The organism is Grimontia sp. SpTr1, assembly GCF_947387585.1.
Lineage (GTDB): Bacteria > Pseudomonadota > Gammaproteobacteria > Enterobacterales > Vibrionaceae > Enterovibrio > Enterovibrio indicus.
Map to the genome: position 1 here is coordinate 198,530 of NZ_CANDOD010000003.1, position 25,527 is coordinate 224,056.

Annotated in this window: 21 protein-coding genes; 6 read left to right on the forward strand and 15 right to left on the reverse strand. The window is 48.0% G+C overall.

The features are described from left to right. Nucleotides 1-73 precede the first annotated feature (73 nt). Nucleotides 74-229 (forward strand): hypothetical protein, encoded by a 156-nt coding sequence (locus QL223_RS07610; RefSeq protein ID WP_002534997.1) that lies wholly within the window; start codon nt 74-76, stop codon nt 227-229. Nucleotides 230-290: 61 nt separating this feature from the next. On the opposite strand, the gene QL223_RS07615 is transcribed toward QL223_RS07610, so the two are convergent. The 5 genes from QL223_RS07615 to QL223_RS07635 form a co-directional block, all read right to left on the reverse strand. Then, a complete protein-coding gene (locus QL223_RS07615; protein WP_002534998.1) occupies nt 291-2,573 on the reverse strand; it encodes a YgiQ family radical SAM protein in 2,283 nt (760 codons plus the stop codon). 136 nt (nt 2,574-2,709) lie between these two features. After that, nucleotides 2,710-4,683 carry an EAL domain-containing protein gene (locus tag QL223_RS07620; protein WP_281544364.1) on the reverse strand — a complete coding sequence of 658 codons (1,974 nt, stop codon included), beginning with the start codon at nt 4,681-4,683 and terminating at the stop codon, nt 2,710-2,712. 1,086 nt (nt 4,684-5,769) lie between these two features. Then, on the reverse strand, nt 5,770-6,759 hold the full coding sequence (locus QL223_RS07625; protein WP_281544365.1) for a DUF2860 domain-containing protein: 990 nt from the start codon (nt 6,757-6,759) through the stop codon (nt 5,770-5,772). Between the two features lie 163 nt (nt 6,760-6,922). Beyond that, nucleotides 6,923-7,456, reverse strand: coding sequence for a hypothetical protein (locus QL223_RS07630; RefSeq protein WP_281544366.1), 534 nt, complete (start codon nt 7,454-7,456; stop codon nt 6,923-6,925). Between the two features lie 9 nt (nt 7,457-7,465). Then, nucleotides 7,466-8,335 carry a LysR substrate-binding domain-containing protein gene (locus tag QL223_RS07635; RefSeq protein WP_002535003.1) on the reverse strand — a complete coding sequence of 290 codons (870 nt, stop codon included), beginning with the start codon at nt 8,333-8,335 and terminating at the stop codon, nt 7,466-7,468. Between the two features lie 141 nt (nt 8,336-8,476). Between QL223_RS07635 and QL223_RS07640 the strand changes: the two genes are divergently transcribed. Further along, complete coding sequence (locus QL223_RS07640) at nt 8,477-9,676, forward strand: MFS transporter (protein WP_002535005.1); 1,200 nt, start codon at nt 8,477-8,479, stop codon at nt 9,674-9,676. A gap of 5 nt (nt 9,677-9,681) precedes the next feature. Here the strand turns inward: QL223_RS07640 and QL223_RS07645 are convergent, their stop codons facing one another. After that, the gene (locus tag QL223_RS07645; RefSeq protein ID WP_002535006.1) at nt 9,682-10,854 is read right to left on the reverse strand and encodes a GGDEF domain-containing protein; all 1,173 of its coding nucleotides are present in this window, start codon (nt 10,852-10,854) and stop codon (nt 9,682-9,684) included. A gap of 296 nt (nt 10,855-11,150) precedes the next feature. Between QL223_RS07645 and QL223_RS07650 the strand changes: the two genes are divergently transcribed. Then, entirely contained in the window at nt 11,151-11,825 is a 675-nt protein-coding gene (locus QL223_RS07650; RefSeq protein ID WP_002535007.1) for a hypothetical protein, read from the forward strand. A 131-nt stretch (nt 11,826-11,956) separates the two neighbouring features. Beyond that, nucleotides 11,957-12,151: a DUF4250 domain-containing protein gene (locus QL223_RS07655; RefSeq protein WP_002535009.1), complete on the forward strand. Its 195-nt coding sequence runs from the start codon at nt 11,957-11,959 to the stop codon at nt 12,149-12,151. 25 nt (nt 12,152-12,176) lie between these two features. Here QL223_RS07655 and metR read toward each other — a convergent pair whose 3' ends face one another. Further along, complete coding sequence (metR, locus tag QL223_RS07660; protein WP_002535010.1) at nt 12,177-13,088, reverse strand: HTH-type transcriptional regulator MetR; 912 nt, start codon at nt 13,086-13,088, stop codon at nt 12,177-12,179. 106 nt (nt 13,089-13,194) lie between these two features. On the opposite strand from metR, the gene metE reads away from it, so the two are divergent. Then, complete coding sequence (metE, locus tag QL223_RS07665) at nt 13,195-15,465, forward strand: 5-methyltetrahydropteroyltriglutamate--homocysteine S-methyltransferase (RefSeq protein ID WP_281544367.1); 2,271 nt, start codon at nt 13,195-13,197, stop codon at nt 15,463-15,465. A gap of 159 nt (nt 15,466-15,624) precedes the next feature. Continuing rightward, nucleotides 15,625-17,232, forward strand: a complete 1,608-nt coding sequence (locus QL223_RS07670) for a CHASE domain-containing protein (protein WP_046305516.1) — start codon at nt 15,625-15,627, stop codon at nt 17,230-17,232. 40 nt (nt 17,233-17,272) lie between these two features. Here the strand turns inward: QL223_RS07670 and QL223_RS07675 are convergent, their stop codons facing one another. From QL223_RS07675 to moeA, 8 genes are all read right to left on the reverse strand, one after another. Beyond that, the gene (locus tag QL223_RS07675; RefSeq protein WP_002535015.1) at nt 17,273-17,719 is read right to left on the reverse strand and encodes an META domain-containing protein; all 447 of its coding nucleotides are present in this window, start codon (nt 17,717-17,719) and stop codon (nt 17,273-17,275) included. Between the two features lie 339 nt (nt 17,720-18,058). Further along, nucleotides 18,059-18,823: a phosphate ABC transporter ATP-binding protein PstB gene (pstB, locus tag QL223_RS07680; protein WP_281544481.1), complete on the reverse strand. Its 765-nt coding sequence runs from the start codon at nt 18,821-18,823 to the stop codon at nt 18,059-18,061. A gap of 35 nt (nt 18,824-18,858) precedes the next feature. Next, nucleotides 18,859-19,704: a phosphate ABC transporter permease PstA gene (pstA, locus tag QL223_RS07685; protein WP_046305535.1), complete on the reverse strand. Its 846-nt coding sequence runs from the start codon at nt 19,702-19,704 to the stop codon at nt 18,859-18,861. 5 nt (nt 19,705-19,709) lie between these two features. Further along, the gene (gene pstC / locus QL223_RS07690; RefSeq protein WP_046305514.1) at nt 19,710-20,621 is read right to left on the reverse strand and encodes a phosphate ABC transporter permease subunit PstC; all 912 of its coding nucleotides are present in this window, start codon (nt 20,619-20,621) and stop codon (nt 19,710-19,712) included. Between the two features lie 91 nt (nt 20,622-20,712). Continuing rightward, a complete protein-coding gene (locus QL223_RS07695; protein ID WP_281544368.1) occupies nt 20,713-21,534 on the reverse strand; it encodes a phosphate ABC transporter substrate-binding protein in 822 nt (273 codons plus the stop codon). Between the two features lie 201 nt (nt 21,535-21,735). Further along, entirely contained in the window at nt 21,736-23,355 is a 1,620-nt protein-coding gene (locus QL223_RS07700; RefSeq protein ID WP_039849363.1) for a GGDEF domain-containing phosphodiesterase, read from the reverse strand. Between the two features lie 154 nt (nt 23,356-23,509). Then, nucleotides 23,510-24,259 (reverse strand): molybdopterin-synthase adenylyltransferase MoeB, encoded by a 750-nt coding sequence (gene moeB / locus QL223_RS07705; protein ID WP_002535024.1) that lies wholly within the window; start codon nt 24,257-24,259, stop codon nt 23,510-23,512. A gap of 8 nt (nt 24,260-24,267) precedes the next feature. Beyond that, nucleotides 24,268-25,503, reverse strand: coding sequence for a molybdopterin molybdotransferase MoeA (moeA, locus tag QL223_RS07710; protein WP_002535025.1), 1,236 nt, complete (start codon nt 25,501-25,503; stop codon nt 24,268-24,270). Nucleotides 25,504-25,527: the final 24 nt, after the last annotated feature.

Sequence of the window (25,527 nt, forward strand, 5' to 3'; positions counted from 1 at the left end):
TATGTGTTAGCTTTAAAAATCAAATGGATGGTTGTAAGAGACGATCTGAACTATCTCATTCAGAGGTATCAGAATGATTAAAATTGGATTTATTGTTGGCCTGATCATTATTGGCGTTTTGGTTGCCAAGTTCCTCGATGAAAAGTCCCAGAAGAAGTTTTTGATTGGCGCTGTTTCTACAGTCGCATTGGCTGTGGTGTTGTTGGTGATTTCAGAATTAATGCGTTAAACGATAAACGTTAAACCGAATAAAAAAGCGAACCGGATGGTTCGCTTTTTTTGTTAGAAGATTATCTCACCGCCTGACGGCTTCTGTTTCCAGCAGGGCGTTTCTTTCCACCTTGTGCTGGTTTACCGCCAGCATTTGAATGTGCTTTTGGCTTACCACCTTGTGGCGTTGCTTTGCCATTGGTTGGTTTCTTGCCTGCCGGTTTGCCGCTACGCTGATTAGGCTTACGAATATCTGGCTGGTTCGGGTGTTTAGTTGCAAAGCGTTTGGCGCCATGACGGCTTGAACCACGACGTTGTGCCGGTGTCATTTCCGCTTCTGTACCTTCGCGAGGTACCAGACAGCCCGGACGGTCACCAATCAGGTGGCGTTTGCCCATAGTGATCAACGCTTCACGCAATAAAGGCCAGTTTGCTGGATCGTGGTAGCGCAGGAAGGCTTTATGCAAACGACGTTGGCGCTCACCTTTGGCGACGAACAAGTCTTCACGCTTCTTATACTTCACGCGTTTCAGCGGGTTGGTTTCCGCATGGTACATCGCCGTTGCATTACACATCGGTGAAGGGTAGAAGTTCTGTACCTGGTCACAACGGAAATCGTTTTCTTTCAGCCACAGTGCCAGATTCATCATGTCTTCATCAGTACAGCCAGGGTGCGCTGCGATGAAGTAAGGGATCAGGTACTGTTTCTTACCCGCTTCTTTCGAGTATTTCTCGAACAGCTCTTTAAAGCGGTCATAGGTGCCCATGCCCGGCTTCATCATCAGATCCAGTGTGCCTTTCTCTGTGTGCTCAGGCGCGATTTTCAGATAACCACCTACGTGGTGAGTCACCAACTCTTTCACGTACTCAGGTGATTCAATCGCCAGGTCATAACGAACACCGGATGCGATAACTACTTTCTTCACACCTTCAAGCTCACGTGCTTCGCGGTAGAGGTCGATAGTGTGTTTGTGGTCGGTGTCCAGCTTTTCACAGATTTTCGGGAAGACACAGGAAGGACGACGACAGTTCTTCTCTGCGCGTGGGTCTGAACAACCCAAACGGTACATGTTTGCGGTTGGGCCACCCAAGTCAGAAATCACACCGGTAAAGCCCGGTACCTTTTCTTTGATTTCTTTGATCTCGTTAAGGATGGAATCCTTTGAACGGTTCTGGATGATGCGGCCTTCGTGCTCGGTAATCGAACAGAAAGAACAACCACCAAAACAACCACGCATGATGTTGACCGAGGTTTTGATCATCTCATACGCAGGGATTTTCGCATCGCCATAGCTAGGGTGAGGAACACGTGCAAACGGCAAGCCGAATACATAGTCCATTTCTTCTGTTGTCAGAGGAATAGGCGGCGTGTTGACCCAAAGTTCACGCTCGCCGTGCTTTTGCACCAGCGCACGTGCGGAATAAGGGTTGGTTTCCAAATGCATCACGCGGCTTGCGTGCGCATACAGAATACGGTCATTCAGAAGTTTTTCGTATGAAGGCAGACGGACGAAGCTGTTTTCCGCATCGTGACGGGAAGGGCGAACCATGACTGGCTTCGGCGCTTCTTCTTTCACTTCGCCCTTGTCGGTTGCACAAGCCGTTTCTGTCACGTATGGGTTCGGCATAACCATCGCCTTGCCCGGCTTGTCGATACGTGAGCTGTCGATTTCCTTCATGTCTTCCGGCACTTTTTTCAGCATCACTGCGGTGCCAGGAATACGGGTCATATCCGCGATATTTTCGCCACGAGAAAGGCGGTGCGCCACGTCAACCAGCGCACGCTCGGCGTTACCGAACAATAAAATGTCAGCTTTGGCGTCGCACAGTACTGAACGACGAACTTTATCTGACCAGTAATCGTAATGCGCAAGACGACGAAGGCTCGCTTCGATGCCGCCCAGTACGATAGGGGTGTCTTTGTATGCTTCTTTACAGCGTTGCGAGTAAACCAATACAGCACGGTCTGGACGCTTGCCGCCAGCATTACCTGCTGTGTAGGCGTCGTCATGGCGAGGTTTCCGGTCAGCGGTGTAGCGGTTGATCATGGAGTCCATGTTACCGGCTGTCACACCGAAGAAGAGGTTAGGCTGGCCAAGTGCCATAAAGGCTTTCTTATCCTGCCATTCTGGCTGCGAGATAATGCCTACGCGGAAGCCTTGCGCCTCAAGCGTACGACCGATAACCGCCATACCAAAGCTAGGATGGTCGACATAGGCATCGCCGGTAACAATGATGATGTCACAGCTATCCCAGCCGAGCATGTCCATTTCTTCTCTGCTGGTAGGCAGAAAAGGAGCAGGACCAAAACACTCAGCCCAGTATTTTGGGTAATCGAAAATCGGAGTTACAGAATTGCGCATTTTTTAACCTCTTTCTCGCGAGGCGTGAATTATAGCGGCTTGCGCAGGTGAGAGCCAGATCGAATAAATCCGCAAATTTAAAAGGGATTTGCTTGAGCAACGCCCTTAAAGAATACCTTTGGGGATTGCTGGAAGCTTATGTCGCAACTTTCTGATAAGACTCGTGATCTTTGAAGCGAGGTTTAAATCTATCAATATGGTCAAAAGGAATCGCTCTCTCAAAGTAAAAACCCTGGATGTATCTCACTCCCATTGTTTTCAATTTTAAATATTGGATGTCCTTCTCAACCCCTTCAGCCACGCAGTGGAGACCTAGGTCATTACATAGGGTAAAAATGTTCTTACAAATGTGATAGCCCTTCTCTGATTCGATGTTGTCAATCAGAGACTTATCGATTTTTATTGTATTGATTGGCAGGAAGGTCAGCGTTTCAAATGAGCTGTAGCCAACGCCGAAATCGTCAAGTGAAATACCAAATCCGTTGTCATGAAGCCGCATAATATTGGCGATAGAGCTGGGGCTTTTGACAGAATCACGCTCAATAATTTCAAACTCGACACTCAGTCCTTTTAGTTCTCTGATAATTAGCTCAATGGTTTTGTTATCGGTGAGCGTGTCAGGGTGAATGTTGACAGCGACTTTTGGCGTAAATCCTCCAAGACGCCAAATCTGGAAGTGTTTTCTCACTTCCTTGCATACCCACAGATCAATGACGCTTGCTAAACCTGCGAGTTCGAGAGACTCAAGGAAAAATGGGCCTGAGATGGTACCGTCGTCCCTCCTAATTCTGAGTAGGGCTTCGTAGGCACTGCAGCGTCCTTCGATAATGTCTACTTTGGGTTGGTAGTGAACTTCGAGCTTATTTGAGCTGATGAACTTGATGATTTTGTCGACTTCTTGATTGGATTTGATGATTTTCGATTCTGCAGCATTGGATTTAATGCCTTCGTTTGACTCCATTAACTCAATCATCTCCAGATTATTTTTCAGGTTTTCCAGATGGTTGGAAGAAGACTGTGCCAGTGAATACCGCTTGATAAATGGTGCGTAAATGAAGGTGCCAGCAACGACGAGAAGGAGCTGCAATAATAGCGCTCCACCATGTCCATCGGTAGCGATGAAGGCGTTGATAAATATAGGGGTTATCCAGGAAACCTGATTGTTGACGAAGGAAACATTAAAAAAATCCACGTAAAAGTAGGCGATAACAATGTTGAAAACAGGAATGAGAATAAACGGGGCAAGCAGGTACTTGTTTAGGACGATGGGCAGGCCGTAGATCAGTGTTTCATTGACGTTAAAGATCGCGAAAGGAAGAGAGAGCTTTGAAACTTTATTGATGTGCTTGCTCTGTGAATAAATAAGTGCCGCAAAAATTAATGATAAACCCGAGCCTGAACCGCCATATATGACAAATACGTCATAAAAAGCTTTGTAGGAAATATCGTTGATGATGGGGAAAGAGAGGCTTCCACTGGGCGCAATAATTGAGAGGGTATTGGGGCCGTGGACTCCTAAAAACCAAAGAAACTGTGACGCAATTGTTCTGAGCGTCATGATGGAAAAAAGATCCAAGTCCAAAAAACCGAAACTGATATTGCTGGCAATGACTTCCAACCCTTTAACCACCAGTAAATAGGCCGCAATCGAGACAAAATAGATGAGGATAAAGGATTTGAGGTGGAAGAAAACGTGGCTAAGTTGACCATTTGATAGCTTCAGGTCTTTTTCAAACTGAGGAAGGATGTTGAATAGCGCAACGGACACGATGGGAATGATAAGGACAAAGAAGGAGACGCCAGCATCATGAAGTAACCACTGAGTTTTGTGTGTATTTATCATGGACTCAATGGTGATGAAAATCGCGAAAGATAAAGTGATGATAAATATGTTGTTGATGTTATTACGTTTTGAAAAGTGGAACGCAATTGAAGTCATTAGTATGACGGGGAAAAAGTCGCTCATGTAGCCGATGATTTTGGTAAGTACAATGCTGTTCAAGAAGGGGGTGGTGAAATCCGTTAAAATCAGGAGTTGGTTGATAAGCACAATAATGGAAGATAAAACCAAGTAAGGAACCGTGCTTATAAATGACTCTTTAATGGCCATAAAAAACACGTCTCTTCTCAACCTTTTTATGTTGTCCACGTTGCTTTCCCCAAAACAATTAAGCCAATGAATACTTTCTTTGGACGTCGTAACGACCTATTAATTGGCAGTAGATAGACTTAGCTTTGATTGTGATGTGTCATTAATGAAGTGAATATCGGAATATTTAACGGTTGTGAATTGAAATTGAGTCATTTGTGTATGATTTATTTACACAGTAAATTCATTGGTATTTGAAATGTTGGGCAAATCGCATGTAGTGAGATGTCGTGGATAGAATAAAGGGGAGAAATATGGCTGATGACGAGAAGAACCAAACCACTCGAAAAGTGCGCGTCCCCGGACTCTTAGGACAGGAAAAGTCTGGATAGGAAAGATAAGCTCAGAGATAAAAGGTGATAAGTTTGATGATATCGAATCGTACTAGCGAGTTGGGCCTTGAGAGTGAAAAGGCGAAGATATTCAAGGCCCGGTTTGTTGTTAAGGCAATCGCGATACAGCGGCGATTAAAGGAAAACAGCGTCAATAATCAATGAACCGTCACTTTCACGAGTGAATCCGGCTCTAACTCAATGTAAAAATTCCCTTTTTTCAATCCATCCAAATATTTCACGTATACCGACCCTTTAACTGGGCATTTTTTATGGTATTGCAGCTGGATTAGCTCACCGTGTTTGTTCATGCAAATCATACAAAGCTCCTCAACAAACTCTTTTAATTGCTTTTTGCACGCTAACAGTATCCATTCGTTTTTGTTTTAAACCTCTCGTTACTCTACGTCGTACTGTTATTTTCCTAAAGCAACCTACAGGCCAACTTTTTTAATAAGCATCTAAATAATCAAGATATCAATAGGTTAATCTTCTTCTGTTAACATAAAGGGCAGATGCCTAAGTTTGTTGTCTTTTTGCAAAATGATTTTCAGAATGCAAATGCATAACGGGACTATTGATGGGGTGAATTTTAATAAATTCAGATATTTGCCGTAAAGATGGATTTGCTAGGATTTTCTAACACGAAAAGAAACGCCGTCTTAGCCAATAGCAAGACGGCGTCAATTTAAGCGTATAGGTATTGAAGCGAAGCTTAGAAGCGGTAGGTCACGCCAACTGAACCAAAAAACTCACTGGCGTTGTAGAAGTCGATGTTTGAGTCAGTGTTGTTATATCCCGCCAGTGTGACAAACGAGAGCGGATGAACTTCGAAGAAATGTGCATATTCGTATGCCAGGAATGCGCTGAATTCTTGATCGTTTCTCACCTCGCCAAACACCGGATGCACGGCATCGTAATCTCGGTAATGGTATTTACCGGTCAGTACCACTTTGTTTCGGCCTGCAAAGCTGAAATAGCTGAGTTCGCCGCCGTAAGTTTGGTGTGACATGGCATCGCCGTCAGCTTCGTTTTTCATGTACACGAATGCAGGTGAAACGCCTAATCCGCGGCCAAGAAATTGACGATAACTGACCTTGGAGTAAAAAGTGTCTCCGCTGCGATCCAGACTTTGTTGCTGGGCAGGTGAAAGCCCCAGCGTGCTGCCGCTTTGTTCAAGATCGACCTCAGTTTGGGCGTAGGCCAAATCGAGCGAGAGCATGGAGCCGCCAATGCGATCCAACTGGAGTCGGTAAGCGTCTCCGGATTTTTCCGTTTCACTTCTGGCAGCTCCCAGTGTGAAAGGGTCTGTCCACACATCTTCTGCGAGTACCGTTGGAAGGTATGACAAGGAAACCCGGGTGCCAGATTCAAGCTCTTGTTGGTAGCCAAGCTCCAGTGCAATGGTACCGATGGCGATATCTTCACGGGACGTACCGACGAAGATTTGCTTATCCAAACTCTGACCGAAGGTATATGCCAAGCTACCCAACGCACCCACGATAGAGCTTGTCTCTTGCTCACCCTCGGAATTTAAAGGCGCGTTTTTAACCGTATTGCCGTTGGTTGAAAGATTGGAATTTGTTGATGTCACACCAGCAATAACGGAAATTTCTCCACTCAATCCGCCTTTTTCAGCGAGACCTGCATGGGCAACAAACGGCAAAAGTGCAATGGCTGTAAGAAGAGGGGTCGTTGTTTTCATCGATTATTCTGTCCCTGAGGTGTTGTGCGGTGCATGGATAACTCAACAACCTGAATCTTGCGTCTTAAGGTTGTTTGATTATGTTAACAGACTGGGAAACTTAAAAAACAATTTAATATCTTTAAGTTACGAATAATAAATACGGTATGTCGACCAGTAAAGATCACCTCTGTGAACCTTCAATTAGCCCAACAAGCCGTTCAATTTTCACGTTTGATAGTTGGCGATAATCAAAATATGGGCAAATAAAGATAGGCAAGGTGGTATGTTTAGCAAATTCATTGTCCAGCCAGACACATTGTTCAGAGAGGCCCAATTTCAGGGCGTGTGTTCTCCCAGCAATAATATGGATACCGCCTTGTCTCGCGTTTTCTTCGACATCCCAATCTCCGAACAGAAGTGACGTTCCGCTTTGAGATTGCAAAAGCGCTTGGTCTCTAAAATCTTGCCAACTTGAGAAGCTACTGGGTTTAAATGGGGAACTCTCTGGAAAAGTGAACAACAACTTGGCGTAGACATTGAACACTTTTCGCCAACCATTACCGCCTATATTGCCAAGGGATTTGATGTCTCCTTCTTGAAGGGCTTTAACGTGGCCGCTTTCCGGAGCTTCTCCCCACAGTTCTTCACATGGAGGTGATTTTTCTACATAGACATGGAGGCTTGCGCTGCTGTCGCCAAAAGCATAGTGACTCACATTGATTTCCTATTTGTTATTCTGCACAAAGTCGATAAAGGCGCGGTCGGCCAAAGAAAGGTAGCCATGTTTACGCCAGGCCATCGCAATGTCCAGTGTGACTGGTTCTTCAAAAGGAATGGGTTTCAACCCCGTTTCGTGTTCTGTCACCATTTCCAGCAGTGCCGTGATGGCAAATCCATGCCGGACGATATTGAGGATCATGGCTAACAGGTTCGTTTCGAACGAAAGATGCGGTGAGATTTTATGGCTGGCACAAATCCGGTCGACAAATTCGCGGTGAAAGTATCCCTTTTTGAACATCACCAGCTCTTCATTAAAGAACTCTTGAAAGCTGATCGACTCGCGCTCTGCCAACGGATGGTCAGTTGAAGTGACCGCCACCATTTGCGAGGAAATCAGATGAGTGGTTTCCAGCGCTGACGGAACATCTTGATTGTGTATCACGCCAATATCCAAGTCGCCATCTAATAACATCTGACGAATGGACTGTGTTCCTGCTTCCACGACGCTGAGTTTGAGATCTGGGTAGCGGCTTTTGAAGCCCATCAGAATCGAAGGGAAGAAATAAGAACCCAGCATGCCAGGAACGCCGACGCGAACTTCTCCCTTTTGCAGCCCGCGAAGCTCTGCCATCGCAGTGTTGGCGTCTTTGACCTGTTGAAGCACCCGATAAGCATGAGGCAACAGAATCTCACCCTCGTGGGTTAAATGAACTTGACGCTCATTCCGATCAAACAAGGGCAGGCCAATACTCTGCTCCAGCTTTTTGATGGCGATACTCAATGCGGGTTGTGCAATATTGAGTTGCCTTGCGGCACGTGTGAAATTCTGTTGTTCTGCAACGCAGACGAAGTAGCGTAACTGACGAATATCCATTTCGATTCCTATCGTTCCCGCATAGAAAGACGTGGTAGGTATAAATAAAAGATCTTACTTCTATATATTTAATATACTTCTTTTATCATGAGGGCGTTGCTAAATTCACTGTATATCCAGAGAAAAACAGTGAATAACATCATGATTGAATTACAGACACCCGCCTATCGAAAAGCTGCCTTTGCCTTGTCATTTGGCTCTTTTCTTGTGTTCTGTAATCTCTATCTGTTTCAACCCTTGTTGCCTGTTTTTGCCAATGCGTTTGAAGTGACAGCCACCAAAGCAAATTGGTTGTTGGCATCATCTACTTTGGGTTTGTCTGTCAGCTTGATTCCATGGGCGGTGATTTCAGAAAAAATCGGTCGACGACCAGTGATGCTGTTCAGTTTGGTGTTAATGCCATTGGTGGGCGTCTTATCGCTTCTGATTGAATCCTTTTGGGGCTTGGTTGCTATCCGGGGATTAATGGGTATTGCGCTGGCTGGTTATGCGGCGGTCGCTGTTGCTTATATGGCGGATGAATTCAGTCCGACCGCTTTGGTGGTCGCCGTGGGCGCTTATATCAGTGCCAACTCGTTAGGGGGCATTTTTGGACGCCTTTCCGGTGGTATGTTGGCTGATTTCTTTGGATGGCAAGGGGCAGTGGCTGCCATGGCGACATTCACTGTCTTGGGGGTGGCATTGGTGTATTGTCTGTTGCCTCCTCAGCGCCAGTTTGTGCCCTCAAACGATTCCTTTTTTAAACAATTCAGAATGGTAGGTAGGCACATCAGAAATCCGATTTTATGGATGGCGATGGTTATCGGCGGTATCAACTTTGCCGTGTTTGTGAATATTTACTCTGTGACCACGTTTCGTCTGCTTGCCGCGCCTTTCAACCTCCCGGTTAGTGTCGCTTCCGCCATTTTTATCTGTTATCTGGCGGGAACCCTAACATCGAGATTGAGCGGCCGTTGGGCAAACCGCTATTCACCTATTTCAGGCATGACGTTTGGTACCTTGGTGACATTAACGGGTGTTCTGATTGCCAATATTGAGCATCAGGCTGCGGTGGTGATTGGCTTACTTGTGGTCAGTGGAGGTGCGTTTTTCACCCATTCACTGGCTTATGGTTGGGTCAGTCGTCGAGCGCGGCAAGGGAAAGCGACTGCAACGGCATTGTATCTGGTTCATTACTACGTGGGTGGCAGTCTCGGCGGGTTCTATCTTATTGGGTGTTGGGAAATCGGAGGTTGGCACGCTGTGACTTTTGGTGCTTTGTCACTCGCGTTCGCAAACATTGTTTTGATTCAACTGCTTGGTGCCAAAAACAAAAAGGTCCCTGTTCAGGAACCTTGTTAATAGGGTTAGTTGACTAATTCCAACCACGGGCGCTTTATCCCGTCTTCGACTGCTTCGTTCACCTCATCAAACGTGCTGCTCTGATCACGGCCAGCATTCTTTGCTTTGTAGAGCGCGAGGTCTGCCTGTTCGAGAATCATGGACAGGTCATCATCTTTACACTGGCTGGTGCTGATCCCGATTGAGGTGGTGACCTTCAAAGGTTCAGGAAAGCCGTCGACCTTGATACCCATATCGCGAACTCTTGTCATGATACGGTCAGCCACCAACTGTGCGTTGTCTGCACTGCAGCGTGGTAGGAACAAAATAAACTCTTCACCGCCAAACCGACCAAAAATATCACTCTTACGTTGGGTTTCCTGCACGGCTTGGGTGAATGCCTGAAGCACCAAATCACCCGCGTGATGTCCGTATCTGTCATTGACGCGCTTGAACCTGTCTAAATCCATCAGAAGCACGGAGTAGGGTCGAGATTTTGTGCGGGTGTTTTCGAAATCCCGACGGGCAAGTGTCAACAGCATGCGGCGGTTGTAGACACCTGTGAGCGGGTCGAGCGTCGCGTGACGGTAGAGCCTTAGCATCATGTGAAGCTTGGAGGTCTGTGCCCAAATTACCAGGAAGCCGACCACGGTTTGCAACCAATAGAGCCCCAGCGTTTCGAAAGAGAGTAACGCGCCACTTTGCACATCGACATATATCTGTGAAACCACCGTCATCAGCATCACGCCGACTGATTCTTTCGCGGTTAGGGGAAGAATGGTCAGGATGACCACATACACGAATGGCAGTAGGTTATAGCAGTAACTGAAAGCATCAATACTATGTGGGTAGCCCAGAATATGGTTTGCCAGCACGTAAAACATGTTCAGGCTGAACACCAGCGCAAATATGCCATTTCTACAGGCGCTTAATGTGCTGCGTAGACTGGTCATCCAGCCAATAAATATCAACACAGCAGAAAGCTTCAGTCTCAGGATGGCTATGGAGCCAGCAGCGTCTTCAAGAAGTATCGCGTCAATGGGGATCCAAAGCAGACAGAGCGCCGCCCAAATATAGCAAAGCGCCATAATACGGGTGCGAAGGTAGGTGGCGCGTGTTGTGTTGAACGCTGCAGCATGTGTTCGGTCAGTCAGCAGCTCTAACACTTGGGTTTTGTACTGTGATAAGGACAATTCCATATCCCGCACTTGTCATCCTGTTAGTTGAAATCATCAATACACCTAGATTTTTTTACTCTTCACTAGGCCATTTTTTTGAAGCGTGTTCACATTTGTACCCTTTATATAAAAACAGTTACATATCCGTGCGACTGATTGCAAAATAATCGTCAATAACTGTGAGCGTCTCAACGTTGTTACACACTTTTTGTGTGGTTTTAGACCTAAAAAATCTGAAGACGCTTCATTCAGATCATTTGGGTATATCGCTTTTAATCGGTATATAATCGGCGCTCAATTGATCTGGGTAAGAAAAGATGTACGAAATTTTTAGCGCAGTGACGCTTGCGGGTGTGCTGGGAGCACAAGCTGTTTTAACCTTAGTCCTGCTGAAAGGGGACATTTGTCCGGGGCAGCGTGGGCGTTTACACAAAGCTTTCTGGTTCTTGGTTGTTGGCTGGGCGCTAACCGTTCCTTTCTCGCCATTTTCAGCGTTGCCTTTTATTACCCTCGGCATTTTCTCGCTGCGCTCTAAATCAGGCAAAACACGTCAAACGGGACCCGTGCCGTTATTGCATCTTTCAAATGCCTTTGGCGTGCTGGCACTTTTGATGGCTAGTGTTGAGCAGGGCGTGATCACCACGTTATTGATGATATCGCAGGTACTTCTGGTAGGAGCAATCACCGCACACTGTTTGCTGGTTAGAGCGCGTTCTCGTCTGCAGGCGTTCCACCGTATTTTGCCCGTGATTGGTGTTGTCGCAGTGATGTTGACAGCCGTGACACTGGCTGTGGCAAGCATGATGTTGGAGCCGGAAGCGGCTCAATCGCTGGTGTCGACAGTCATAACCAGTCTGGGTCTGGCGATTGCCGGTGTCATTGTGTGGACCTCCCACTTGGTTCGACAGACCACTCCTCATCTCGCACAGCTTTGTGTCACCTTACTGGTGATCGGATGCGCATCCGGTGTGGCTTTGTCGAGCGTTATCTAGCGGTTTCAGGAATCCCTGTCTCAGCAGCAATAAAAAGGCACGTGAAGTGCCTTTTTTGTTGCTTGATTCACACTGGCAGGACGGCAGCCGAACTATGCTTTAGTTATGTGTCCGCGTTTAGGATTGCCGTCATGGAAATACATAACCTTGATCACCTCGATAGCGCCATCATGTATGGCATCGTGAATGAAAAGCTTCGTCTTGAATGTTCTTCACTGGATGATTTGGCGTCGCAATTCGACCTGGATTTACAAGAGTTCCAGGCCAAAATCGACGCCATGGGGTGCTACTACGATCCACTGGTGAACCAGCTTCGTCAAAAATAGCCCCAAAGGTCAGCAGACCCTAAAGTTACACGCGCTTAATGCCTTCCAAGTGTGTGTGGCATTGGTTACGGGCGGTGGAAAAGAAAGCTTGAAGGTACGGACGTTGTGCCTCTTGATTTCTGACCGCCGCGAATAAGCGTCGCCATAATCCCTTCCCTAAAGGTCTGTCTACAACCAAGCCTTGTCGAGAAAACTCGCTGATTGCCCAATTAGGAAGTGCTGCTACACCAAGGCCTGCGGTCACCATTTGGATAAGCATTAAGGTGTTGTCAGCCGATTTGAAGTGCGCGGGCTCGATACCTGCGGGTTGCAGGAAATGCTTAATCACATCCATTCGCTGACGCTGAACCGGATAGGTCAGCAAGGTTTCGTTAGCCAAGTCTTCCGGCTCAATGGACTTTTTACTCGCCAATGGGTGGTTGTCAGCCAGCACTAAACGCATCTCGAAATCAAACAACGCTTCGTAATGAATTTCGCTGCGAGGCGCAATGTCAGAAGTGATCACTAAATCCAGTTCACCACCGGCCAGCGCTGGTAATGGTTCAAAGCCAAATCCTGAAGAGAAATCCAGTGTGACCAAGGGCCAGCTGATTTTGTACTCTTTGAGTGCTGGCATCAGCCATTGGAAACAGGAATGGCACTCGATAGCCATGTGCAGGCGTCCTTGCGCGTCTTCCTTCAAAGCGGCCAACTCAGTTTCTGCCTGAGCGAGTCTTGGCAGCACATCATCCGCCAGTTTCAGCAGTACCTGACCTTCAGCGGTAAAGCGTACAGGGCGGGTTTTACGAAGAAACAAAGGCGCGCCGATACGCTGCTCTAAGTCTTTTAGTTGATGACTCAATGCGGATTGAGTCAAGCACAATTGTGTGGCGGTTGAGGTCAAAGAGCCCGTGTCTCTGAGTACCGCCAAAGTACGTAAGTGTTTCACTTCTAGCATGAATTTTTCTCAACATCCGTTTGAGTAATTTGAGTTTGTTTTATGCACTCTAATGAATCAATGTGGACATGTAAACATCTGGACGGCTAAAAATAAGGAAAGAGTCATGACCACAACGCATATTCTTGGTTACCCTCGCATCGGTAACAAACGCGAACTGAAATTTGCACTCGAACAATACTGGCAAGGTGAAATCAATCAACAAGGATTGCTGGATGTTGGCGCGACAATTCGCCATCACAACTGGCAGGTACAAAAGGACGCGGGCCTTTCTTTTGTCACTGTCGGTGATTTCGCTTGGTACGATCAGGTGCTACAAACTAGCCTGACTTTAGGCCATATCCCGAAACGTCATCGCAGCGGCCATCCAGATTTGGATACCTTGTTTCGTATTGCCCGCGGGAAAGCACCGACAGGATGCAGTTGCGCGGCGTCAGACATGACGAAATGGTTTAACACCAATTACCACTATATTGTTCCTGAATTCACGAAGGATGATGAGTTTAACCTGAGCTGGAACCAAATTTTCGATGAGGTTAACGAGGCGCAAAAGGCGGGGCACACTGTTAAACCAGTCATTCTGGGACCCATCTCTTACCTCTACTTGGGCAAAGAAAAAGAAGCCGGTTTTAACCGCTTAGATCTGTTGCCACGTCTGCTTTCTGTCTACCAACAAATCTTTGCCAAATTCAAAGCACAAGGCGTTGAATGGGTGCAAATTGATGAGCCAATTCTGGCATTAGAGCTGCCTGAGTCTTGGCGAAAAGCCTATAAACTCGCGTATCAGGTGATTGCAGGTGATGTGAAGCTGCTGCTAACGACTTACTTTGAATCTGTAGAACAGCAGCTGGACATTATTTCCGAGCTTAAAGTGAATGGTCTTCATATTGATTTGAGTGTGGCACCACAGCAGCTCAATGCTGTCATCAACCAGGTGCCGCAAGACTGGATCATCTCTTTAGGAGCCATCAACGGCCGGAATGTGTGGAAGGCGAACCTGAATACCTGGCTTAATTCGCTGTCTCCTGTGGTTGAAAAGCTGGGAGACAGGGCGTGGGTATCAACAAGCTGCTCGTTGCTGCACACGCCGGTAGATTTAGATCAGGAAACCGATCTCGATCCGGAAGTGCAATCCTGGCTGGCTTTCGCCAAGCAGAAAACCCACGAAGTGACTTTGCTTGCTAACGCTCTGAATGGTCACGAGTCTGCGATTGCACAATGTCGTGAATACAGTGCGGCAATTGAAGCCAGATCGACGAGCACGCGGGTGAACAAACCTGATGTACAGGCACGAGTAAAGGGAATAACGGCAGCATTGGCTGAGCGTGAAGAGAATTACGTGGAACGCGCCAAAGCACAGCAGGCGGGCCTGAATCTTCCCCTGTTCCCAACTACCACCATCGGTTCTTTCCCGCAAACCGGCGAAATCCGCCAACAGCGTCGTGGCTATAAAACCGGAACCCTTTCCGAGACGGAATACGTCGCGGCGATGCAAGAACACATCAAAGATGCGATTGAACGTCAGGAAAAGCTGGGACTGGACGTCTTGGTTCACGGAGAGCCTGAACGAAACGACATGGTGGAATACTTTGCCGAGAATCTCGATGGCTTCGCAGCGACACGATTTGGTTGGGTACAAAGTTACGGCTCGCGTTGCGTGAAACCAGCGGTGATCGTTGGCGATATTTCCCGTGAGTCACCAATCACTGCTGAGTGGGCGGCCTACGCACAGTCATTATCAGATAAGCCCGTCAAAGGCATGCTGACAGGACCGGTGACGATTCTGGGGTGGACGTTCCCACGCGAAGATCTTTCACGTCAGCAAATTGCCGAGCAAATCGCTTTAGCATTGCGTGATGAAGTTGCGGATCTCCAAACTGCGGGCATCAAAATTATTCAAATTGATGAGCCCGCTATCCGTGAAGGGATGCCGCTGAAAGCCAGTGAGTGGCAAAACTATCTGGATTGGGCGGTCAACGCGTTTAAGATTTCAGCCTCCAGTGCGGCGTCTGACACCCAAATTCACACTCACATGTGTTACAGCGAATTCAACGACATCATTGATTCTGTGGCGGCGCTGGATGCTGATGTCATCACCATCGAAACCTCTCGTTCAGACATGGAGTTGCTTGGGGCATTTGAAGACTTTGCGTATCCAAATGAAATTGGTCCTGGCGTTTATGACATACATTCACCAAACATTCCTTCAGTGGAAAGCATCGTTGGATTGCTAGAAAAAGCACGCAAAACCATTCCGGATGAACGTTTGTGGGTCAACCCAGATTGTGGCTTGAAAACCCGCAACTGGACGGAAGTAGAAGCGGCATTGACTAACCTGGTAGAAGCGGCGAAAACATTGCGCTCTGCTACACAGTAAAAAAATTTACGGAACATTAACAATGCGTCTGGGTCTTTTTAAAGGTCCGGGCGTTATTGTATTTCAACGTGCGGTTATGCTGTATCGACCGCCCAATGCTGGCGGGATCTAAGATTATGTCCAACAATTAGTTAACATCTTGAAAAGGACAATGAAGGGATGGCGAAGCGGGTTTTATATTCAACGATACTTACAGTCTTTGTGGGGCTGTTTTTTTCGTTCCTGGCCGCCATGTCTCTTTATCAGTCTGAACAGCAATCAATCGAACACGAAATCCAGAAGGACGTAGAGAATGCGGCTCTCTCCCTCGGGCGTGAGTTAAACATTGGCATTGAGCTCATGTACGCCCTTCGAAACCAGTTACTGATGAATGAAGACATTAATGAAAACGCCTTCATCAATCTTTCCCAAGCCGTCATGGACAGACACCCCAATATCCACGCAATGGAGTGGGCGGAAGTGGTCAACGAAAATGACCGTGAACTCTATGAAGCGGAAGCGGCATTGGAATTCGCTTTGTTTGAGATTGTCGAGCTCAGTGAGGAGGGCAATCTGGTGTCTGCGGTAAGTCGAAGCCGCTACTTTCCTGTTCGTTATGTTCATCCTTACGAAAACAACCAAAATGTCATGGGTTTCGATCTTGCTTCCCGCCCGTTAATGAAAGATGCACTGGAAATGAGCTGGTATCGCGGTGTCCCCATTGCCACGCCAGCTATTCGCTTGAAGCGCGAGTTTGAAGATCACAGCGGATTTCTGATGCTGTTACCGGTGTTTTTTGGCGATCCGGAAACGGATGCCGATAGGGAGGAAGCACTGCGCGGCTTTTTAGTGGCACTGTTTGATGTCTCCGATATTTTTAATCTGGCCATTAACAACACAGTGAAAGAGTCGATCAACCTTGAGTTGGTGGACAAAGGGCTTTCTGAGCAAAGCGGTGTGATTTACAGCAACGTGGTCGATTTGGCCCAACCGCCCGTTGAAGCGCTGCGTTATGAGTCTGAACCTATCTTCTTTGCCGGAAGGGAATGGTTGTTGCGAGGCACGCCATCGGCGTCTTATGTTCATTCCCGGATGAGTATTGTTCCGCATCTGATTTTCTTTATCGGCGTACTGATTTTCTCTTTACTTGCTTATCTTCTCTACATGCTGCAATACCGTGCGATGACGATTCAAAGACGGGTCGACGAAAAAACGCGGGAACTTCGTGATGCGAACAAGAAACTGGAAAAGCTTTCTAAAAGTGATGGTCTGACGGGGTATTACAACCGGGATTACTTCAAATTGATTGTGGAAGCCGAAGTGCGACGAAGTCAGCGAGACAATCTGTTTATCAGTCTGATGATCATCGAAATCGATCAAATGTCTAAGTACAACACTAAACATGGCAGGGTAGCGGGAGATAAGGCTATCCGGCTGATTGGCGCTGCGATATCAGATACCCTCAAGCGCCCTGGTGATTTGCTGGCACGTTACAGCGGTGAAACCTTTGCAGTTCTTTTGCCCAACACAAAGGACGGTGCGCCAATGGCGGAAGCCTGCATTGAAGCGGTGCAGAAGCTGAGATTGCCTTTTGACAAAGAGGAAGGCCCGGCAACCATATCGATTTCTATCGGTGGTGTGACCGTTCAGGAAGCGAAGTCTCTCGATGCAGCGAAAGTATTGGCTTACGGAGAGGTGGCGCTGGGTAAGGTTGTTGCCGAAGGCAGGGGAACATATAACTGGGTGTATGTGCCAGAAACAATTCAGCCTCCCGGAGGAGGCTGTTAGAAACACCTGACTTCAGGTGTCCTCATCACTTCGTGTGGGTTTAGTTTACCCAATCACGCAGTTGGAAAGTCAGAACGTGCTCGCCGTTTTCAAGAACCAGTGTCTGTTTGGTCAGCGTAACATCACTCCAATCGCTCAGCACATTGGTCATCACACCTTCCAACTTCATTGCAGGCTCAGGACACGCCATCATGGTGCTAGCCATTTTGTCGATGCGGAATTTGCTGCCTTTCAGCTCACCTTGACCGAAGTAACGGTTACAGCCGCCATGGCCGTTTGCTGTGAATGACTCACCAATCTCTAAGCTTGGTGCTGCAAAACCTTCTGGCAGGCTCAGTGGTTGACCATCAACGCTTTCCAAAACCCAGTTGTGGTGCTGCATGTTTGCTTGAGACACTTCCATTGCGTCACCTTTGCCTGAAGTGCTGGTTGCACAGCCCGCCAGAATTGCAGGAGCGACCAGCATTGCGATTGCCATCTTTTTCATTATTAACTCCAGATTGATCTCTGAGTGTTTCTACATTTCGTCACGTAGAGACAGCGCCTGATTGGCTTGGTTCAATGATTATTATGAATCTTAGTCGCTTAGCAAGTCAGAAATCTGTCAATTTGGTATTAAATTGCGGAACTTGGACAGGGTTTGTTCGTTTTAAGAATTGTCTCAACGACCTGTTAACCAAAGTGTCGATATTTTATAAATATCATGAAGTTATGAGAGGGTGTTTTTTAGGGCGGTATGAAAAAAGCCCCCGGGAGACGGGGGCAAAGTAATCCATCGCGATTGTTATAGTAGTAATGAGAAGCTCTTGTACTGAACGGTTGGTTTTTAACCAAAATCTCCGTTCACATAACCACGGGTACGATCGTCACGTGGGTTGGCAAACAGGTTGGCAGTTTCATCATGTTCCACCAATTCGCCCATCAGGAAGAAGGCGGTGCGGTCTGAAATACGACGAGCTTGTTGCATAGAGTGCGTCACGATGACGATGGTGTAGTTCTTCTTAAGCTCTTCCATCAAATCTTCGATTTTCTTGGTGGCTATCGGGTCAAGTGCGGAAGTAGGTTCGTCCATCAGAATCACTTCTGGCTCCATCGCAATGGTACGGGCGATACACAGACGTTGCTGCTGGCCGCCAGACAGACCGAAAGCGTGAGATTTCAGGCGATCTTTCACTTCATCCCAAAGCGCTGCACCACGCAGGCTTTTCTCTACCACTTCATCCAGCTTTTTCTTGTCAGTCACGCCTTGTGCACGCAGGCCATAAGCCACGTTGTCGTAGATGCTCATTGGGAAAGGGTTTGGCTTTTGGAACACCATGCCCACCTTGATGCGAAGGTTGGCGATGTCGATGTTACCGTAAACGTTCTCGCGATCCATCTCCAAGCGACCGTTGATCTTAACCCCTTCAATCAGGTCATTCATGCGGTTCAGGCAACGCAGTAGGGTAGATTTACCGCAGCCTGAAGGACCTATCAGCGCCGTTACTTTCTTGCTCGGGATCGGCAGGGTGATGTCTTTCAGTGCGTGGTTAGCGCCGTTGTTATAAAACAGGTTCAGGTTTTCGATATCGAATTTGTTTGCTGTGTTCATTGCAGTTGCAGTCATCATTGTGTTCTCTCCCGGGCTCAGTAAGTGGCTTTGCTAAATTTGCTGGCGATAATTTTGGTCAGCATGTTGATAAACAGCACGACAACAATCAGCACTGTCGCGGTGGCATACGCCTGGTTCCATTCGTGAATGGTGTAGAGCTCCTGGGTTAATTTGTAGAGGTGTACGGTCAGTGTACGGCCTGAATCCAGCACGCTTTCTGGGATACGTGCGACCATACCTGCTGTCAGAAATACCGGTGCAGATTCGCCAATGACGCGACCAACACTCAAAATGATGGAAGTCACGATGCCTGGCATGGCACTAGGCAGAATCAGTTTCCAGATGGTGTATATCTTCGATGCGCCCAGACCATACGAGCCTTCTCGATAGGTTTGAGGCACCGCCATTAGCGCTTCCTCAGTGGTACGGATAATCACTGGCAGGATGAGAATGCTCAGCGTCAGTGCACCAGAGAGGATAGAGAATCCAAGGCCGAGCACGGCGACAAAGAATGTCATACCGAACAAGCCGAAAATGATAGACGGGATACCCGCCAGTGATTCAGTACAAAATCGAATCACTTTCACCAGACGACTTCCTACTTTTGCGTATTCGGTCAAGTAGATTGCCGTCATGATGCCGATAGGCGCTGCGATAGAGATCGATGCGATCACCATGTAGATGGTTGAAACAATCATCGGCCAGATACCTGATTGCTCACCAATACGGGTGTAATCGCTGGTAATGAATGACCAATCGACGTATTGCAGGCCATTACTCAGGATGTACCAGATAATCCAGAACAGGAAACCGACGGTCATTGCTGCTGCGGCCCAAACGGTAACCAGTGAAATCTTGTCTTTCATTTGACGGGTCAACATGGTGATTACCTCGCTTTTTCGCGGTTAAGGTAAAGCAGGGAAGCGTTCAGGATCATGATGAAGACCAGAAGGACGATACCTGTTGCGTAGAGAGCGCTGGCGTGGACACCTGATGCGTATGACATTTCCAGCGCGATGTTGGCGGTCAGGGTTCGTGCTGATTCGAGCAGACCGTTAGGCATAGCAGGCGCATTACCCATCACCATGATAATGGCCATGGTCTCACCCAAAGCGCGGGCGATGCCAAGGATGACGCCCGTCATGATGCCTGAGCGCGCTGCAGGAACCAGCAACTTGAAGGTGGTGAACATCGGCGATGCACCAAGTGCCAAAGAGCCTTCTTTATAGGCCTTTGGTACTGCGCGCAGCGACGTTTCAGAGACAGCGATAACCGTTGGCAGAATCATGACAGCGAGAACGATGATACCCGCCAGCAGTGTATTACCCGCTGGAACGTTGAAGATGTCCTGAATCATTGGAACGATAATCACCAGACCGAAGAAGCCGTATACCACAGATGGGATACCGGCCAGGAGTTCAACGGCTGGACGGATGATGTTTGCCAGCCATTTTGGGGCAACTTCCGCGATAAAAACGGCGGTTAGAACCGCGACTGGCACGCCCAGCGCGACAGCGCCTGCGGTTGATGCCAGCGATGCCACAATCATTGGCGCGATGCCGTAAAGGGCTGGTGGCAGCCATTCTGAGCCAGTGACGATACCGGTAACACCGGCTTCCTGAATAGCAGGGAGGCCTTCACGGAAAATAAAGAAGCCGATGGTCGCGAGAGACAACACGCCCAGCGCTGCGGCTGTCAGGAATAGCGTGCGAAAGATGTCTTCGCGCCAGTCTCGGCGTTTGCCTGTTCCCAGCTTACCAGCGGGGATTTGGATAGATTGTTCGGTTGCGATGGTCATAATTGCTGTCCTTTGTGTCACATGATGACAGTAGGGAAATGCTTAACTTCTTGAAAAAGCGGCCTGATGAAAACCATCAGGCCAAGGGGGATCACTTAACTGGCACGTAGCCTTGGTTTGAAACGATTTTCTGGCCTTCAGAAGAAACGACCCACTTCAGGAATTCATCTGCTGCTGGTGAAGGTTTGCCATCTTTGCTGAGAACCAGGAAAGGACGGGCTACTTTGTAATCGCCGGCTGCGACTGCTTCAGATGTTGGCGCTACGCCGTTCACTTTCACGGCTTTCAGTGATTCATCGATCGAACCCAGAGAGATATAACCGATGGCGAATGGGTTGTTCGCGACGATGGTTTTGATCACGCCGTTACCGTTACCTACCTGAGCGTGCTGCGAGATAGCAGAAACACTAATGCCGTTAACTTTGCGTTTCAGACCCATGATGTCTTCGAATGCGCCACGGGTGCCTGATGCTGTGTCACGGGTAACAACCACGATTGGCTTGTTCTCGCCGCCAACCTGAGACCAGTTTTGCACTTCCCCGCGGTAGATTTTTGCGATGTCTTCGATAGTCAGATCGTCCAGCGTGTTTGCGTTGTTAACCACAACGGCGATACCGTCTCGCGCAATCACGGTTTCTTTCAGTGATGATTCTTTTTCTGAATCTTTCAGCTCACGGGATGCCATGCCGAACATTGACGTTCCGTTCTTGGCGGCTTTTACGCCAGCAGAAGAGCCTGTTCCCTGTACTTCGATAAAGGTGTTGTTGTTCTGGGTTTGGTAAGTCTCAGCCAAAACTTCCATTACTTCTGTTACAGACGTTGAGCCAGATACAGTGATGGTTTCTTGAGCGGTAGCAGTGTGAGCAACGAGTGCGCCAGCCATACAAAGTGCGGTGAATACTTTTGATTTCATTATAGATTTCCTTAATCGTTGCCTTTCTCGAAGGTCGTGTATGAGTCAACGATTGCAACTTTAGGTCTCTTTTATGACACTCATGTTTCAACAAAATTAAGCATTAATGACGAGACAAGGGGTTAGATATGAGTCGTATGATTCAGTAGATAGGCATGTTTGGGGTGAATAGGTTTGGGGCTCTAGAGAAAGAAATATCGGTTAGTTTTGGCTGGCAACGCGGGAGTTGATAAGTAAGGCTTCGTTTAGCCAGGCATCGGTCTGAGCAAGGTTCATTGGGCGGCCGTACCAGTAGCCCTGTATTTTGTCGCAACCAATAGAGACGAGATATTGACCCAAGGCTTCGGTTTCCACACCCTCAGCAACTACGCGGCAATCCAGACTATGGGCAAGGTAAATGGTTGATCTGACAATGGCTTCGTGGTTGCTGCTGTAAAGAAGATCGGTGACGAAACTGCGGTCAATTTTGATTTCGTCTATTGGCATATTGCTCAGGATAGACAGTGATGAAAAGCCAGTTCCGAAATCATCAATACTCAGTGATACACCCAACTTCTTAATTTTCTCCAGTACAGCCCGCGCTTTGGCTGGATTCTGCATCATACTGGTTTCCGTGATTTCCAGCGTCAGTTGGGCAGGGTTGATGGCATAACGGCTGAGTAGCTTGGACAGGTAAGGTTCGAGTGAGTCATCTTCAATGTCTTTTGCCGAAAGGTTGACCTGAACCTGCGGCGTTATAGATTGCTGTCGCCATACGGCGAGCTGGGCGACTGTGCTTTCCAGGACCCAATGGGTAATTTTTTGTATGGCATTGGTTTGTTCAGCAAGCGGGATAAAGTCATCCGGTCTGACACTGTAACCGTCAGCCAAAGGCCAGCGTATTAAGGCTTCAAAGGTGGTGCTGCTCGGATTGTGTACGTTCATGACGGGTTGGAAATTGAGCTCAAAATCCATGGTTTCAAGCGCGTTGTGAAGCATGGCGGCCAATTCCGTTTTATCGTAGAAGTGGCTGGATGCCGCAGGCTCGTAAATAGCGTAGGGCGCCTGAATGCGTTTGGCGTTGTACATGGCGACTTCAGCGCGCTTAAGGACCTCTTCAGCGTTGCTGCCGTGTTCCGGGAACAGCGCGACACCCACTGTGTTGGTCAGATTCACATCGTGGTCATTAATAGTCAGTGGGTGGTCTAAATAGCTCTGAATACTCTCGATGTATTGGGCAATATTGATATTTTCTGGGTCGTTCAGAATCATGGTGAATCGGTTCCCGCTGGACCGGGCGAGAAAGATTTCATCCTCAACAAATTCTTTGAGTCGGGTAGAAAACTGCGCAAGTAACACATCACCTTTTTGGTGGCTAAAGACTTCATTGATGTTATTGAAGTTATTGATATCAATAATGATCAAGGCAAAGTGTTGTTGAGAAGTGTTGTAGTCAATGACTTGCTGTCCAATGGTGTTCAACAAAAACCGACGGTTTGGCAAGCCGGTCAGTGGGTCATGCGACTCGTTGTGACGTTGTTGAAATTCCGCAAACGCGATGCGCTCCATGCTTTGGGAGACGACACCAAAGATCATGACACAGAAGATACCCCCGCCAAAAAAGACCGCCGCAACAATGAACTCGATCGTGGTGGCTTCAGGCTGACGAGACAAGAAGGCTGCGAAAATGACGTAGCCCAGCACGAAACCAAGCATCACGGGAATGAAGCTGAAAGTGGAAGGGCGACGGTCGCGGCGATATAGAGCGATCGATGATTTCAGCGCCGAAATCAGGGCGAGCATTCCAAGTATGACAAGCACTATTGAGACGGTTTTTATCATCGTCCTATCACTTCGCCCGCGGTGAAATACTAAGGTCAACAAACCTTGAAAAGGATTAACGCTGCCTTGATATGCCAAGACAGCATAAGCTGTTATAAATGTAGTAGAGATTTGTCGATATTGAGAAAAGTGTCAGCAAATCAATGAGGTTATGTTAAGTATTGCAGACAGGACAGGTTGGGTATTTAGGCAGATTAAAGTTGCGCCATTCGCTGGCCATCGCATCGTACAGCATGACCTTACCCGTTGGCGCAGGCGCAAAGCCTGATAATAGCTTAATAGCCTCTAGGGCCTGACAAGCACCAATGATGCCTACGACAGGACTGAGAATTCCGGCCTCAACACAGCTCAGCGCCTGGTCACCGAAAAGCGCGCTGAGACATTGGTAGCATGGTTCACCCTCTCCGTAGGTGAACACCGCTATTTGTCCTTCGAGCCGAATAGCAGCGCCGCTCACCAATGGCCTTTTGGCGTCAAAGCATAAACGGTTTAACTGATTGCGGGTCTCCACATTGTCGGAGCAATCCATCACCAAGTCGTGAGAATGAATGAGCTGACGTAAGGTTTCGTCGTCCAACCGCTTGGCAATAGTTTCTACCACGATATGTGGGTTGATTTTACGAAGACTGGCAGCGGCTGATTCCACTTTCAGTTCACCAATCGTGTCGTCACTGTGTAGCACTTGGCGCTGCAGGTTGGAGAGCTCAACCTTGTCGTCATCAATAAGCGTCAGTTTCCCGACCCCAGCGGCAGCAAGGTATTGCGTGGCAGCACAGCCAAGGCCGCCCGCTCCCAACACCAGAATACTGCCTTTTTTTAATGCTTCCTGACCGTCGAAATCAAACTGACGCAGAATGATTTGCCGGTTATACCTGAGTTCTTCTTCGGGAGAGAGAATATCCACGTTTTTCCTCAGTTCAGTACGGCATTAAATGGTTCAATGGTGACGGTTTCGCCCACTTCGATATGGCCGCGATCTTGCTCAAGTACGGCAAAGCAGTTAGCCAGAGACAAAGAGCTGAATGCGCCAGAACCCTGGTTGCCCGTTGTTGAAACCAGTAAATCGCCATTGTCATCCGTACGATAAACGGCACGTTGATAATCTGCTCGGCCTGGTGCTTTCTTAAAGCGGGTTTCGGCTTTGGCTTTCAGCGTAATTGAAGGTTGCCACTGAGTATGACCTGCCAATTTAGCCAATAGAGGCTGAACCAAAACGTGCAGCGTGACAAGGACTGAAACCGGGTTGCCTGGCAGACCGCAGAAGAGGGCGCCTTTCACTTTGCCGAAGGCAAAAGGTTTGCCCGGCTTGATGGCGATTTTCCAGAATCCGACTTCGCCTTCCTGATCCAGAATGTCTTTGGTGTAATCTGCTTCACCGACGCTGACGCCACCGGAAGTCACAATGACATCGGCTTCAGCTGCTGCTTTGAGGAAAGCCTCGCGAAGTTGGTCGGGACAATCAGGAATCACACCGAGGTCAATGGCTTCACAATGCATCTTCTCTAGCATGGCGCGAATGGTATAGCGGTTGCTGTCGTAGATTTCACCTTTGCCCAGTGTTTCACCGACCTGACGTAATTCATCACCTGTCGAGAAAAAGGCGACTTTTGGGCGACGTATGACGGTAACTTCGGCAATGCCCAGTGTTGCGAGCATTGGCACTTCGCGTGGTGTTAGCAGCGTGCCTTTTGGAATAACAACGTCACCCGCTTTTACATCATCGCCGATCGGGCGGATGTTTTGCTGTGGCTGGGCTGATGCGGTAAAAGTGATCTGGTCGCCTTCAACAGTCGTTTGTTCTTGCATGATAACGGCGTCCGCACCTTCTGGTACTTCTGCACCAGTCATAATGCGGATACAACTGCCTGTTGGCCATTCGCCTTCAAATGGCACACCGGCAAATGATTTCCCAGCCAGTCTTAACGTGTTAGACGAGGCCAAATCGCTGGTGCGAAGGGCGTAACCATCCATTGCTGAGTTAGCGAAAGGTGGCACGTTTAGCGGTGAGCGGATATCTTCCGCAGTGATGCGGTTTTGCGCATTAACAAGAGAAACCACTTCTGTTTCGCTGAGTGGCGTTGTGTTCTCAAGAAGGGTAGAAATAGCCTCAGAAACGGGCATCAATCCCGGCGTGTCGCAGCAACCCATATAAAGACTCTCATTCGTTTTTTG

What these genes read in the sequence shown, in the direction of transcription:
- QL223_RS07610 (WP_002534997.1), top strand. Translation starts at nt 74, where the DNA reads ATGATTAAAATTGGATTTATTGTTGGCCTGATCATTATTGGCGTTTTG.
- QL223_RS07615 (WP_002534998.1), bottom strand. Translation starts at nt 2,573, where the DNA reads ATGCGCAATTCTGTAACTCCGATTTTCGATTACCCAAAATACTGGGCT.
- QL223_RS07620 (WP_281544364.1), bottom strand. Translation starts at nt 4,683, where the DNA reads ATGGCCATTAAAGAGTCATTTATAAGCACGGTTCCTTACTTGGTTTTA.
- QL223_RS07625 (WP_281544365.1), bottom strand. Translation starts at nt 6,759, where the DNA reads ATGAAAACAACGACCCCTCTTCTTACAGCCATTGCACTTTTGCCGTTT.
- QL223_RS07635 (WP_002535003.1), bottom strand. Translation starts at nt 8,335, where the DNA reads ATGGATATTCGTCAGTTACGCTACTTCGTCTGCGTTGCAGAACAACAG.
- QL223_RS07640 (WP_002535005.1), top strand. Translation starts at nt 8,477, where the DNA reads ATGATTGAATTACAGACACCCGCCTATCGAAAAGCTGCCTTTGCCTTG.
- QL223_RS07645 (WP_002535006.1), bottom strand. Translation starts at nt 10,854, where the DNA reads ATGGAATTGTCCTTATCACAGTACAAAACCCAAGTGTTAGAGCTGCTG.
- QL223_RS07650 (WP_002535007.1), top strand. Translation starts at nt 11,151, where the DNA reads ATGTACGAAATTTTTAGCGCAGTGACGCTTGCGGGTGTGCTGGGAGCA.
- QL223_RS07655 (WP_002535009.1), top strand. Translation starts at nt 11,957, where the DNA reads ATGGAAATACATAACCTTGATCACCTCGATAGCGCCATCATGTATGGC.
- metR (WP_002535010.1), bottom strand. Translation starts at nt 13,088, where the DNA reads ATGCTAGAAGTGAAACACTTACGTACTTTGGCGGTACTCAGAGACACG.
- metE (WP_281544367.1), top strand. Translation starts at nt 13,195, where the DNA reads ATGACCACAACGCATATTCTTGGTTACCCTCGCATCGGTAACAAACGC.
- QL223_RS07670 (WP_046305516.1), top strand. Translation starts at nt 15,625, where the DNA reads ATGGCGAAGCGGGTTTTATATTCAACGATACTTACAGTCTTTGTGGGG.
- QL223_RS07675 (WP_002535015.1), bottom strand. Translation starts at nt 17,719, where the DNA reads ATGAAAAAGATGGCAATCGCAATGCTGGTCGCTCCTGCAATTCTGGCG.
- pstB (WP_281544481.1), bottom strand. Translation starts at nt 18,823, where the DNA reads ATGAACACAGCAAACAAATTCGATATCGAAAACCTGAACCTGTTTTAT.
- pstA (WP_046305535.1), bottom strand. Translation starts at nt 19,704, where the DNA reads ATGTTGACCCGTCAAATGAAAGACAAGATTTCACTGGTTACCGTTTGG.
- pstC (WP_046305514.1), bottom strand. Translation starts at nt 20,621, where the DNA reads ATGACCATCGCAACCGAACAATCTATCCAAATCCCCGCTGGTAAGCTG.
- QL223_RS07695 (WP_281544368.1), bottom strand. Translation starts at nt 21,534, where the DNA reads ATGAAATCAAAAGTATTCACCGCACTTTGTATGGCTGGCGCACTCGTT.
- QL223_RS07700 (WP_039849363.1), bottom strand. Translation starts at nt 23,355, where the DNA reads ATGATAAAAACCGTCTCAATAGTGCTTGTCATACTTGGAATGCTCGCC.
- moeA (WP_002535025.1), bottom strand. Translation starts at nt 25,503, where the DNA reads ATGGGTTGCTGCGACACGCCGGGATTGATGCCCGTTTCTGAGGCTATT.